This window comes from Burkholderia sp. RF7-non_BP4, from assembly GCF_001521935.1.
Classification (GTDB): Bacteria; Pseudomonadota; Gammaproteobacteria; order Burkholderiales; family Burkholderiaceae; genus Burkholderia; species Burkholderia diffusa.
The window spans coordinates 21,588-34,104 of the sequence record NZ_LOTA01000025.1; the positions used below are offsets into that span (position 1 = coordinate 21,588).

13 protein-coding genes are annotated in these 12,517 nt (G+C 67.6%); 1 reads left to right on the plus strand and 12 read right to left on the minus strand.

Annotated elements, in window-relative coordinates; genetic code table 11:
* Window positions 1–6: 6 nt before the first annotated feature.
* The 11 genes from WS49_RS08395 to WS49_RS08445 all read right to left on the minus strand — a co-directional run bounded on the left by WS49_RS08395 (window position 7) and on the right by WS49_RS08445 (window position 9,713).
* Window positions 7–1,497, minus strand: coding sequence for an aldehyde dehydrogenase (locus WS49_RS08395; RefSeq protein ID WP_059526435.1), 1,491 nt, complete (start codon window positions 1,495–1,497; stop codon window positions 7–9).
* A gap of 89 nt (window positions 1,498–1,586) precedes the next feature.
* Window positions 1,587–2,414, minus strand: coding sequence for an aspartate dehydrogenase (locus WS49_RS08400; protein ID WP_059526438.1), 828 nt, complete (start codon window positions 2,412–2,414; stop codon window positions 1,587–1,589).
* Window positions 2,407–4,077 (minus strand): thiamine pyrophosphate-binding protein, encoded by a 1,671-nt coding sequence (locus WS49_RS08405; protein ID WP_059526441.1) that lies wholly within the window; start codon window positions 4,075–4,077, stop codon window positions 2,407–2,409. The genes WS49_RS08400 and WS49_RS08405 overlap by 8 nt, the downstream gene beginning before the upstream one ends.
* A complete protein-coding gene (locus WS49_RS08410; RefSeq protein ID WP_059526445.1) occupies window positions 4,070–4,867 on the minus strand; it encodes an SDR family oxidoreductase in 798 nt (265 codons plus the stop codon). The genes WS49_RS08405 and WS49_RS08410 overlap by 8 nt, the downstream gene beginning before the upstream one ends.
* Window positions 4,864–5,721 (minus strand): IclR family transcriptional regulator, encoded by an 858-nt coding sequence (locus WS49_RS08415; protein WP_059526447.1) that lies wholly within the window; start codon window positions 5,719–5,721, stop codon window positions 4,864–4,866. The genes WS49_RS08410 and WS49_RS08415 overlap by 4 nt, the downstream gene beginning before the upstream one ends.
* On the minus strand, window positions 5,718–6,614 hold the full coding sequence (locus tag WS49_RS08420) for an alpha/beta fold hydrolase (protein WP_059526449.1): 897 nt from the start codon (window positions 6,612–6,614) through the stop codon (window positions 5,718–5,720). Before WS49_RS08420 ends, WS49_RS08415 begins: the two co-directional genes overlap by 4 nt.
* A gap of 18 nt (window positions 6,615–6,632) precedes the next feature.
* Window positions 6,633–7,160, minus strand: coding sequence for a cupin domain-containing protein (locus WS49_RS08425; protein ID WP_059526452.1), 528 nt, complete (start codon window positions 7,158–7,160; stop codon window positions 6,633–6,635).
* A gap of 34 nt (window positions 7,161–7,194) precedes the next feature.
* Window positions 7,195–7,965, minus strand: coding sequence for an SDR family oxidoreductase (locus WS49_RS08430; protein ID WP_059526455.1), 771 nt, complete (start codon window positions 7,963–7,965; stop codon window positions 7,195–7,197).
* Window positions 7,958–9,028 (minus strand): aromatic ring-hydroxylating dioxygenase subunit alpha, encoded by a 1,071-nt coding sequence (locus WS49_RS08435; protein WP_059526458.1) that lies wholly within the window; start codon window positions 9,026–9,028, stop codon window positions 7,958–7,960. The genes WS49_RS08430 and WS49_RS08435 overlap by 8 nt, the downstream gene beginning before the upstream one ends.
* A 54-nt stretch (window positions 9,029–9,082) precedes the next feature.
* A complete protein-coding gene (locus WS49_RS08440) occupies window positions 9,083–9,394 on the minus strand; it encodes a recombinase-like helix-turn-helix domain-containing protein (protein ID WP_059526461.1) in 312 nt (103 codons plus the stop codon).
* Between the two features lies 1 nt (window position 9,395).
* Entirely contained in the window at window positions 9,396–9,713 is a 318-nt protein-coding gene (locus WS49_RS08445) for a non-heme iron oxygenase ferredoxin subunit (protein ID WP_006758060.1), read from the minus strand.
* Between the two features lie 449 nt (window positions 9,714–10,162).
* Between WS49_RS08445 and WS49_RS08450 the strand changes: the two genes are divergently transcribed.
* On the plus strand, window positions 10,163–11,242 hold the full coding sequence (locus WS49_RS08450; protein ID WP_059526465.1) for a porin: 1,080 nt from the start codon (window positions 10,163–10,165) through the stop codon (window positions 11,240–11,242).
* A gap of 112 nt (window positions 11,243–11,354) precedes the next feature.
* On the opposite strand, the gene WS49_RS08455 is transcribed toward WS49_RS08450, so the two are convergent.
* Window positions 11,355–12,299, minus strand: a complete 945-nt coding sequence (locus WS49_RS08455; RefSeq protein ID WP_059526468.1) for an IclR family transcriptional regulator — start codon at window positions 12,297–12,299, stop codon at window positions 11,355–11,357.
* Window positions 12,300–12,517: the final 218 nt, after the last annotated feature.

Here is a 12,517-nt window from a genome sequence, read left to right on the forward strand (position 1 = left end):
CTTCGCTCAGTTCGCCCACGGCAGCGGCGCGTCGTTCAAGCCCCAGTAGAGGCTCTTCTGCTGCATGTACTCGCGGATGCCGAGACGGCCCTTCTCGCGGCCCATCCCGCTCTCCTTCCAGCCCGAGAACGGCGTGGAAATCGAAAACAGCTTGTACGTGTTGATCCAGACGGTGCCCGTCTCGAGCGCGCGCGCGATGCGCCATGCGCGCTTGTAGTCGCGCGTCCAGATGCCAGCGGCGAGGCCGAACACGCTGTCGTTCGCCTGCGCGATCAGCGACGCTTCGTCGTCGAACGGCATCGCGACCAGCACCGGTCCGAAGATTTCCTCCTGGCAGATGCGCGCGCTGTTCGGCAAGCCTTCGAGAATCGTCGGCTGGTAGAAGAAGCCGTCCTCGCGCCCGTCGCCCGACGGACGCTCGCCGCCGCACAGCAGACGGCCGCCTTCCTCCAGCCCGAGCGCGACGTAACGCTCCACCGATTCGCGATGCTTCGCGGTGATCAGCGGGCCCATCTGCGTGTCGGGCCGCGTCGGGTCGCCCACGCGCAGCTTGCGCGCGCCGGCCACCAGCCGCTTCATGAATTCGTCGTACACCGAGCGCTGCACGAACAGCCGCGAACCCGCGATGCACGCCTCGCCCGACGAACTGAAGATGCCGTACAGCACGCCGTTGACCGCGTGATCGAGATCCGCGTCGTCGCACACGATCGTCGGCGACTTGCCGCCGAGCTCCAGCGACACGGGCATCAGCTTTTCCGCCGCGATGCGCGCGATGCCGCGACCCACTTCGGTACCGCCGGTAAACGACACCTTCTTCACGAGCGGATGGCGCACCAGCACGTCGCCGATCACCGAGCCCTTGCCGGGCAGCACGCTCAGCACGCCCTTCGGCACGCCGGCCTCCTCGCAGATGCGGGCCAGCGCGAGCGACACGAGCGGCGTGACTTCGGCCGGCTTGAGCACCACCGCGTTGCCGCCGGCGAGCGCCGGTGCGAGCTTCTGCGCGTCGGATGCGATCGGCGAGTTCCACGGCGTAATCGCCGCGATCACGCCGATCGGCTCGTGCACGCTCATCGTCAGGTAGTCGCCGCGCGACGGCGTCAGTTCTTCGTCGAGCGTCTCCAGGCACGCCGCGAAATAGCGGAACGTGTTGGCCGCGCTCGCCACCAGCACGCGCGTCTCGCCGATCGGCTTGCCGTTGTCGCGGCGCTGCAGGTTCGCGAGCGCCTCGTGACGCTGCATGATCAGGTCGGCGATCCGGTACAGCACCAGCGCGCGCTGGTGCGGCTTGAGGCCGGACCAGTCCGCGCGGCGCCACGCGGCGTCGGCGGCCACGACGGCGTCGGCCGCGTCTTCCGCGTTCGCCGTCGATACTTCCATGTTCAGCGACTGGTCGGCCGGATAAATGCTCGCGTAAGGCGCGCCGCGACCGCGCCGCCACTCGCCGCCGATCAGGATGTCGCCGTTGGGTACGAGGCTCGTATCGAATGGAGTCATGTCACAAGTCCCACAAATCTGTCTCTGCGCAGCCGCCCGCGCCGTGGCGCCGGCGGCCGTTCAATGGCCCGAATGGCTGCGTCGCCCGCTCAGATCACGCAGCGGGCCGCGCGGTTGCGCAGCGCGCGGATCGCGCTGTACGCGGTCAACGCGGACGTCTTCGGGTTGTCGGGCAACGGCTTGCCGCTCATTTCGAGCGACATCTCGCCGAACGCGCCGCGTGCGGTGATGCGGTGCACGTTGCGCGCGACGGCCGGATCGGCGATCAGGCGCACGCGCGTCGCGTCGAGGCCGAGGCCCGCGAGCGCGACCGTCGCCGCGACGTTCGCGTTCTTCGGATACAGCCGCGCGGCGTCGCGTGCGGTGCCTTCGAAGATGACCTTCTCTTCGGTCATCGCGCGCAAGTCGCACAACGCCTCGGCGGGTGTGCCGAGCCAGCCGAGCGGCGGCTTGCGGCCGACGTACAGCACCTCGTCGAGCCCGCCCTGCTTCGCCGACGCCAGCGCGTCGATTCCGCCGATCGCGCCGGACAGCAGCGTCAGCGTCGCGTCGCCTTCGTCGGCGGCCCGCGACAGCACGTCGAGCAGCGCGAGGTCGGACAGCGCGCCGATCGATGCCACCGCGCAATCGGTGCCGGCCTTCAGCAGCGGCACGACGTGATCGACGAGCGCGCTGTGACCCGCGCATTCGAGCGCGAACTCGGGGCGGCGGGCCAGTGCGTCGACCGACGACACGACCTCCACCGCGCCGCCGAGCTCGCGCTGCACCGCGTCGCGCTGGTGCTCGGGCACGATCACGTGCGCGACGCGCAACGAGGCATCGTGCTCGACCGCGCGATACACGGCCGCACCGATCGCGCCGAAGCCGATCATCGCGATGTCGACGGGCGCATGCCCGCGGGCGTGGCCGTTACGCATACTGCCGCTCCGACGGCGTTTCTTCCTTCTTCACCGGCGGGCCCGCGAATGCCGATGCGAACGAGCCGACCGACAGCATGTCGACCTCGACCATCACCGGCCCTTCCTTCGCGATTCCTTCGCGCACGATCGCTTCAGCCTGGTCGAGCGACGAGATCCGGTAGTGCGTGAGGCCGAAACTTGCGCAGAACTGCGCGAAATCCGGCTGGTGCAGTTGCACGAAGCAGCGGCGGCCGCCGTAGTGCGCGTCCTGGATGTTGCGGATCACGCCGTAGCACTGGTCGTTCATCAGCACGATCATCACGTTCGCGTTTTCCTGCACGGCCGTCACGAGCTCGCCGACGTTGACCATCAGGCCGCCGTCGCCGACCAGGCAGACCGTCTTCGCCGCCGCGCCGGCCAGCGCCGCGCCGATGCCCATCTGGATGCCCTGGCCGATGCCGCCGCCGAGCGCATGCACGCCCGCGCGCGGTTCGAAGATCTTCAGCAGGCGGTTGCCCCACGTGCTGTTCGAGATCGTCACGTCGCGCACCCAGTTGTAGTCGCGGCCCACCGCGCCCTGCAGCGTATCGACCAGCGTCTTGTAGGGCCCGAGGCCTTCCGACACGCTGGCGACGGCCTGCTCGCGCGCCGCCGCGAGATCGGCCGCGAACCGCGGATCGACGGACAGGCGGCCTTCGAGGCGATCGGCCAGCTCGGCCAGCACGCGCTTCGAATCGCCGTGGACGAACAGCTCGTTGCGATAGCCGCGGTTGTCGGCGAGCGCGTCGGCGTCGATGCGGAACAGCGGCTGCGGCAGCGCGAGCTTGTACTTCAGCGTCTCGTTGCCGCGCAGGCGCGAGCCGACCACGACGAGCGCGTCGCAGGTCTTGTAGAACGCCTCGACGGACGCATGCACGTTGAACGCGCCGAGCGTCGCCGGATGATCTTCCGGCAGCACGCCGCGGCCCTGCACGCTCGTCACGACGCCGAAGCCGAGCTTCACCAGGCGTTCGACTTCCGCACGGGCGTGGCGCGCACCGCCGCCGATCCACAACAGCGGACGGCGCTTGGCCGCCAGCGCGTCGGCGAGTTTCGCGACGCGTGCTGCGTCGTGCTCGCGCACCGCGACGTGCGCGGGTGCGAGGTCTTCCGGCCATTCGATTTCGGCGGCCTGGATGTCGATCGGAATCTCGACCGATACGGGGCCCGTCGGCGCGGTCTGCGCGATGCGCACCGCTTCGCGGATCGTCGGCAGCACGGTCTCGACCGTGCGCACGCGGAACGCGGCCTTCGAGATCGCGTCGAGCATCGTGAGCTGGTCCGGCGCTTCGTGGATGTAGGCCAGGTCCTGATCGAGATACGGCGTCTCGATCTGCCCCGTGATGTGCAGCAGCGCCGTGCCGGCCGTCAGCGCCTCGACCATCGCGCCGGCCGCGTTGCCCGCCGCCGTGCCCGTGCTCGTGAACGCCACGCCGAGGCCGCCCGACACGCGCGCCAGGCCGTCGGCCATGTTCACCGCGCCGGCTTCACCGCGCGCGCCGACATACCGGATGTTGCCGCGCGAGTTGATCGCGTCGAGGATCGGCATGTTGTGGATCGAGATGACACCGAATGCGGTCTTGACGTCGCACTGTTCGAGAAAGGCGGCAATCAGCTCGCCAACCGTGGTTTTTTTAGACATGGCGTGCAAAGCCTCCAGAAACGTCGATATGGCTGCCCGTCGTATAGGACGACAGATGCGTTGCGAGATAAAAAAGTGCCCAGGCGGCCTCGTCAGGCTTGCCGAAGCGGTTCAGCGGAATGTTCTTCTTGCGGGCGAGCGCGCCCGTCCAGTCCTCCCAGCTTTCACCGGCCTGCGCCTGCGCTTCGTAGCGGCGGCGCCACTGACCCGACTCGACGATGCCGATCAGGATCGAGTTCACGCGGATGCGCTGCGGCGCGAGTTCGGTCGCGAGCGACTTCACGAGGCTCAGCACGCCCGCGCGCGCCGACGACGTCGCGACCATGTGCGGCTCCGGCTGCAGCGCGAGCAGCGAATTCACGCAGGTGATCGTCGGCGCCTGTGCGTCGCGCAGCAGCGGCAGGAACGCGCGCGTCGGGCGGATGATGCTGAAGTACTTCAGTTCGAGCTCTTCGCGCCATGCGTCGTCGGTCGTGTCGGCGAAGGTCGACACGCGGCCCTGGCCCGCGTTGTTGACCAGCATGTCGGCGCGGCCGAAGCGGTCGGACACGGCCTGCGCGAACGCGGCCACATCGGCTTCGTCGAGCACGTTGCAGCGCACGGCGAGCAGTTGCGCGCCCGGATATTTCTCGCCGAGCAGCGCTTGCGCGCGCGCGAGGCGTTCGCCGTCACGGCCGCAAATCGCGACCGACGCGCCGGCCTGCAGGAACCGCTCGGCAGTCGCGAGGCCGATGCCGGACGAACCGCCCGTCACCACCGCCACCTGCCCCGTCAGATCGATCTCAATCATCGGAGTCCTAAAGCCTTCATAAACGTGTGCTCGTCATCCGAGCGGTAATTGAGCCGCCGCGACAGTTCCGCCGCCGCGCGCTGCACCTTGTCGATCAGGCCGTCGGCGATCAGCGTCGCGTCGATCTCCGGCCGAGGCACCGTCACCGTGATGCACGCGACGATCCGCTGCGTATCGTTGCGCACCGGCGCCGTAACCACCGAAATGCCGCGTTCGAACGACGAATTGCTGACGCCGTAGCCGCGCAGCGCATCCTCGCGGATCACTTCGTACAGCGCATCGACCGTCTCCGGCGTCGCGCTCGTCATCCGGTTCAGCGTGGTTTCCGGATACAGCGCGCGCAGCGCCTGAAGCGACAGGTCGCCCATCAGCACGTGACCGTGAGTCGTCGCATGCGCGGGCAGCCGCGTGCCGACGTTCACGCGAATCGAGCTGAACACCGGCGACTGGCTCTGCGCTTTCGCGACGAACACCACGTCGCGGCCGTCGCGGATCACGATGTGCGTCGTGAAGCCGGTCGCGTCGCGCAGGCTCTCGATCACCGGCAGGCCGAGATCGGTCAGCTCGAGCGAGCTCAGGTATTCGAAGCCGAGCCGCAACACGGCGATGCCGAGCTTGTAGTTGCGATCCTTGTCCGCGCGCTCGAGAAAGCCGAGCGATTCGAGCGTCTGCAGCAGACGGAACACCGTCGTGCGCGGAATGCCGAGCCGCTTGGACAACTCCGGCGCGCCGAGCACCGGCTCGCGCGGCGAGAATTCGGCGAGGATTCGCAAACCGCGTTCGAGGCCCGGCACCACGTAGTTGGCCTCGGACTTCGCGGCGTCCGCATCCTGTTGTTGCAACGGTTCGCTCATTCCAGCCCCCGTTGGCGATCGCATTGACGGCAGAACGTGTCGATCAGCGACGAATAAACCGCCGGTGCTTCCACGTAACCCGCATGACCGGCCTGCGGAATCACCTGCAATCCGACGTGCGCGGCCGCTGCGATGCGCTCGCACGCGGCAGGCGGCGTGATCGCGTCGTTCGCGCCGACCGCCACCGCGGCGCGGCCGCGAAAGCCGGCGAGATCGGACGCGAGATCGGCGTTCGCGAGCAGATGCGTGGCCTGCGCATAGCCGGCCGGCACGATGCGCGCCATGTTCCAGCGCACCCACGCCCGCGCATCCTCGCTCGCGAAACCCGACAGCATGTTGCCGCTGCGCTGCTCGGCGAGCCCGGCCGGGCCGAGTTCCTCGAGCATGGCAAGGCGTGCATCGCGGCGCGTGTCGCGCGTCTCGGCGGGCGCGCTGCCGTAACCGCCCGCGGGCGAGATCAGCAGCAGGCCGGCGATCCGCGCGGGCATCTCGCGGGCCAACCCGCCCGCGACGATCGCGCCGAGCGAATGCCCGACCAGCACGCAGCGTTCGATGCCGAGTGCCTCGAGCCACGCGTTCAGCGACGCCGCGTAATCGGCGGCCGTCGGCGACGCGCCGTGCACGGGCGTCGACACGCCGTAGCCGGGCGCATCCCACGCGAGCACGCGCCGCGACGCGCCGAGCGTGTCGAGCTGGCGCACCCACGATGCGGCGCCCGAGCCGATCCCGTGCAGCAGCACGACGGGCAGCGCGTGGCCCGCATGCTGCGCGCCGGCCTCGCGATAACCGATCGTGCCCGCCGCGCCGGCCGCGCAGCGCCGTTCGGGAAACTGCCCGAGCAGCGCGGCGAACGCCGCGGTGCGGTCGCGTTCACGTTTGTCGATGACACTCATTGCTTGCTCCGCCCCGTCTCAGCGCTTGATCTTCGCGAGCGGCGAATCCGGCGGATACGTCGGCGTGATGGGTTTCGGCGAACCGAGCATCACGCACATCAGCGCGTCTTCCTCGCCGATGTTGATTTCCGTGCGATACACGCCCGGCGGCACCGAGATCAGGTCGCGCTCGCCGAGGATCGCTTCCCAGGTCTCGCCGTCGCGCTCGCAGATCACCTTCATCTTGCCGCGCAGCACGAAGAAGATTTCCTCGACGTCGATGTGGATGTGGCTCGGGCCGATGTTGCCGGCCGGAATGACCATCGTCGAAAACGTGAAGTTGCCGGCCGGCACCGTGTTGACGTCCTTCGCGACGCCCGTGCCGCCCGTGCCGACGTAGCGCATCTGCGCACGGCGATACTTCGGGTCGTAGTCGGCCTGGAACTTCAGCGCGTCCCAGTCGTAGCGCCGCGTCGCGTAGCGCGCGACACGCCCTTCCATCCAGTCGCCGAAGCTTGCGCCGTCCGGCTGGTCCCACGACTTGCGTTCGAGATCTGCGTCCGCCATCGTCCTCTCCTTCATTCAGAGTGAAAACTTCAATTCAATTCATTACGAAGCCGCCGTTCACCGGCAGCAGTTGACCCGTCACGAAGCGCGCGCCGTCCGACAGCAGGAACAGCACGGGGCCCGTCACGTCGTCGGGCACCTGCGCGCGCGTCAGCGCGCGGCCCTGCATGTAGAACGCGTGCCGTTCGGCCGGCACGTAGGCCGTCGCCTCGACTTCGGTGAGCCCCGGCGCGATCGCGTTGACCGTCACGCCGTGCGCGCCGAACTCGCGTGCCTGCGCATGCGTCATCGCGATCACGGCGCCCTTGCTGGCGACGTACGCGAGCAGCTTCGGCGCGCCCCACAGCGCGGTGTCCGATGCGAGGTTCACGATCGCGCCGCGCCCCGACTGCGCGAGGTGCGGCAGCGCCGCATTGCTGACGAGCCACACGCCGCGCACGTTCACGTTCATCACGGCATCCCAGGTCGACACGTCGAGTTCCGTCGACAGCTTGCCGCCCGAGTTCGTGATCGCCGCGTTGTTGATCAGCGCATCGACGCCGCCGAGCGCCGCCGCGCCCTGCGCGACGAATGCGTCGACGCTCGCCGGATCGGCCAGGTCGAGCGCGAAGAAATGCGCGGTGTGGCCGGCTTGCGTGAGTTGCGCGGCCAGCGCACGGCCCTCTTCGACGAGCACATCGCCGAACGCGACCCGCGCGCCCGCGGCGACCAGCGCCTTCACGAACGCCGCGCCGAGACCGCGCGCGCCGCCCGTGACGAGCACGCGGCGCCCCGGCAGCGACACCACCGGTGCGAACTCAGCCATTCGCGGGCTCCGCCGCGGCCTGCGCCGCACGGTGCGCGTCGAGCGCGGACAGGTGCTCCTGCGCGCGCTGGCGCAGCATGCGGCGCACGCGCGTGACGCCGACGTCGTGCTGGTACAGGTATTCGTGATCGCGCGCGTTCGGTGCGAGGCTTTCGAGGACGTAGCGGTCCTGCTCGAGCACGTCCCAGTGCAGGCCCTCGAGGCGGTTGCGGTACATGAAGCGCCACACGTCGCGCTGCCAGCCGCTGACCTTGCGGGTGCGCCAGAAGTAGACCTGGCAGTTGTCGCCGTCGACCGGCGTCGCGAAACCGATGATCCCGAAGTTGCCGCCCGGGCCGAACTTCTGCTTGTACGGAATCGCGAGACGCATCCACAGGCAGCCCGTTTCGCCGAGCTCGACCCAGTCGAAGTTCACGTCGCGCTGGCCGATCTTCTCGAACATCAGGCCCGTTTCCGTCTTGCGCACGCGCATGTCGGCCTGCTTGTCGCCTTCGGCCATCGAGTGCGACGTCGCGTGGAGATACGCGCCGTGCATCGGGTCCATCACGTTGTCGATCGCGTACTGGTAATTGCACTTCCAGTTCGACACGCACAGGAAGTGGCCGTATTCGTCGGCGACCAGTTCTTCCGGCAGGTTCAGCGGCGCCGGCTCGCCATGCGCCTCGTCGCCGAACCACAGGAAGATCGCCCCGGCCTTCTCCTCGACCGGATACGACTTCACGCACTTCATGCCTTCGAGCGGACAGTTCGCGACCGCCGGCACGCGATTGACGGTGCCGCCGCCGTCGACTTCGATGCCGTGATACCAGCAGGCGATGTTGCCGCCGAGGTTCCAGCCCAGCGACAGGCGCGCGCCGCGGTGCGGGCAGCGATCTTCCAGCGCGTGAACCTTGCCCTCGTGATCGCGCCACAGCACGATCTGCTCGGACAGGCGCGTGAGGCCGACGGGCGCGTTCGACACCTGCCAGCTCGGGGCGACGGGATACCAGTAGTTCTTGATGCCGCGGTCGAGATAGTCGCGGACCGGGTCGTGTTGTGTTTCGTGTTGTGCGGGGGACGTCATCAGTGTGCTCCGGATGCGGTTGTCGTCGGGTCGGCGGTCACGCGGCGCGCGCGCTCATTCCGCCAGCGAGGCCATTTCGGCGCGGAAGCGCTCGGGCGTCCACGCCGTGCCGTCCGGCGCGCGGAAGCCGATGCGGTTCAGGCCCGCGACGACATCGTCCAGCTCGGTCGCGCCGCTCTCGAACACGCGTTCGAGCGCATCGCCGAGGTCGTTTTCATATTGGGTCGGCTCGGCCTTGCGGTTCTGCCAGACGCGGTTCTCGACCTGGCCCGGGATCTCGATCTGCCCCTTGCCGGCGACGTTGTTCGGCTGCGGCGCCACCCACGGCTTCAGGAAGGGATTGAAGTTGACGGTCGCTTCTTTCATGTCATTCCACCTTGATCTGGATTTCCTCGCCGGCCAGCCGCACCGCGTACTGCTTCAGCGCGCGCCCGCCCGGGCCCTTCAGGCATTCGCCCGTCTTGATGTCGAACACGGCCTCGTGCAGCGGACATTCGACCGTGCCTTCGTCGACGAACCCCTGCGTCAGCAGCGCGTATGCATGCGGGCACACGTTCTCGAGCGCATACACCTCGTCGCCGACGCGGTAGATCCCGATTTCGACGCCGTCGGTCCGCTTGAACTCGATCGGCGTGTCTTCCGACAGCGCGCCGGCGTGCCCGGCGCAAACCCATTGTTCAGACATCTCACACCCTTCCTTCTGATCGACTCTCGGTTCGCTCCGGATTTGTTCCATATCCGGAACAGCAGTTTATGGATGGTGATTATAGGAGCGACTTTCCACGAGTAAAACAAAAAGCTGCACGTCCTAGGGAAAACACCGACCGCCCGGTCGACGGTCTGCCCCGCCACCCGCGCCAATTGTGATTTTTTGTTTTATTGCGGGGATTTAAGCTCGATTTCCAGGATTCTCGAACTGCTGTTGCGGATCGTCTTCAAGCCCATCCGGCCCGATAAATTTATTTTTGATACTTTGCGTGACACCTCTATACTCCATTCCATCAGAGGCACATTGTTCCTTATATGGAACATAAAAATGCCCGCCGGTGGTGAAGAAAGCGCGCGACGGCCGGCCGTCCTCGTGCCCGCCGCCACGGCACGTTTCTCATCAGGTTTGGAGAGTCAGGAGATCAAATGGTCAAGCATGCGGTAGCAGCAGCAATCATCGGAATGGGCGCGGTCTCGGGCGCCTGGGCACAGAGCAGCGTGGTGCTGTACGGCAGCATGGATGCCGGCGTCGCCTATGTGAACAACGTCGGCGGCCATGCGAAGTGGGCCATGATTCAGGGCAACACGCAGCCCGACCGGTGGGGCCTGAAAGGCAAGGAAGACCTCGGCGGCGGCCTGTCGGCGATCTTCCAGCTGGAAAACGGCTTCTATACGAACAACGGCCAGTTCGCGACCGCGAACACGATCTGGAACCGCGCGGCGTTCGTCGGTCTCAGCTCCGACCGCTACGGCACGCTGACGCTCGGCCGGCAGACGCCGCTGTCGTTCGACTACCTCGATCCGCTCAGCACCGCGTATCTCGCGATGAGCTGGTATGCGTTCCACCCGGGCAACATCGACGGGCTCGCCGCGACCGGCAACGTGCCGTACAACAACGCGGTCAAGTACCGTTCGCCGAGCTTCGCCGGCTTCTCGGCCGCGGCGACGATGGCGCTCGGCAACACGACGAACTTCTCGACCGGCAAGTCGGTCGGTGTCGCGCTGAACTATGCGAACGGGCCGTTCAAGGCGTCGGCCGTGTATTCGAACGAGCACGACCGCTCGATCCTGATCGGCCAGACGGGCATCACGTCGTTCCAGGGGCAGAACACCGCGAACGGCTACCTCGCGAACAAGGTCGAGAACATCGGCGCGGGCGCGTCCTACCAGTTCGGCGACTTCCTCGTGCACGGCCTCTACACGCGCACGAAGATGCAGTCGAACGGGTTTTCCGACACGTTCCAGAGCTACGACGCCGGTGTGAACTACCGCAGCAGCGCGTTCAACACGATCGCGGGCGGCGCGGCGACCACGACGCTGGCCGGCCGCCGCTGGACGCAGGTCGAGCTCGGCGACATCTATTCGCTGTCCAAGCGCACGCAGCTGTACGCGAACGTGCTGTACGAGCACGGTTCGGGCGGCGCGAAGGCCGCGTTCTTCACGGCCGGCGCGTCGAGCACCGCGAACCAGGTGATCGTGCTGACCGGCATCCACCATTCGTTCTGAGCGGCAACGGGCGCACGCGCCCGAGGCCGGAAACGAAAAGAGCAGCCCGCGGGCTGCTCTTTTTCATTGGCGATGGATCGATAAGGCCGCACGACGCGGCCCGCACGGCGGATCAGAACATCGCGACCCGGTGGCGCGCATGCGCGAACGTCGGGTCGCTTTCGAGCGGCCGGTAGTTCAGGCGCTGCGACAGGTCGACCGCCGCACCGCACACCGCTTCGACGAGCCGCTCTTTCTCGCCGGCCTCGCCGATCTCCGAGCGCGGCACCGTCGCGGTGATCGCCGCGACGATCGCGCCCGAATGGTCGCGCACGGGCGCGGTCACGGCCGAGATGCCGCTCTCGAACGCGGCCTCGCTGACCGCATAGCCGAGCCGCGCGTAGTGACGCACGCGCTCGTACAACTCGTCGACGGTGCCAGGCGTGCGCTCGGTGAACTGTTCGAGCCGTTTTTCCGGATACAGCTGGCGCAACGCGTCGCGCGTGAGGTCGCCCATCAGCACATGGCCGTGCACGGTCGCGTGCGCGGGCAGCCGCGTGCCGACGTGCACCTTCACCGAACCGAACATCGACGTGTTGCTCTGCGCCTTCGCGACGAACACGACATCGCGCTGATCGCGGATCAGCAGGTGCGTCGACAGGCCTGTCGCGTCGCGCAGCCGTTCGAGCACGGGCGTGCCGAGATCGGTCAGTTCCAGCGAATTCAGGTATTCGAAGCCGAGCCGCAGCACGCCGACGCCGAGCCGGAAATAGCGGTCGCCGTTCACGCGCTCGAGAAAGCCGAGCGCCTCGAGCGTCTGCAGCAGGCGGAAGGTGGTCGTGCGCGGGATGCCGATGCGCTTCGACAGCTCGGGCGCGCCGAGCACCGGCTCGCGCGCGGAGAATTCGGCGAGGATCCGCAGCCCGCGTTCGAGGCCCGGGACCAGATACGACGACGCGCCGCCGGACGATTCGTCGTCGCCCGCGCCCTGCTTCGGCGCGTCGTGGTCGACGTCGTCGCCCGCTGTCGCGCGCGGCGCGCTTGCCGGCTTCGCCGGCGGTTTCGATGCGCCGCTCATCGTTGGATTGACCCTCTGCACATGGACGGAATGGAAGCGTTCACGAAAGACCCGCAATGCTTGATTATGGATTTTCGACCGGACCGGATCAACACGATCCGGCTCACGCGGCCGACGGCCCGATGCGCCCGACCGGACCGCCGGAGCGGCATATAGCCTGATGCGATCGAAAGAATAACAGCGATAGACAGGACTGCCCATCGGAACGTCGCCGGGTG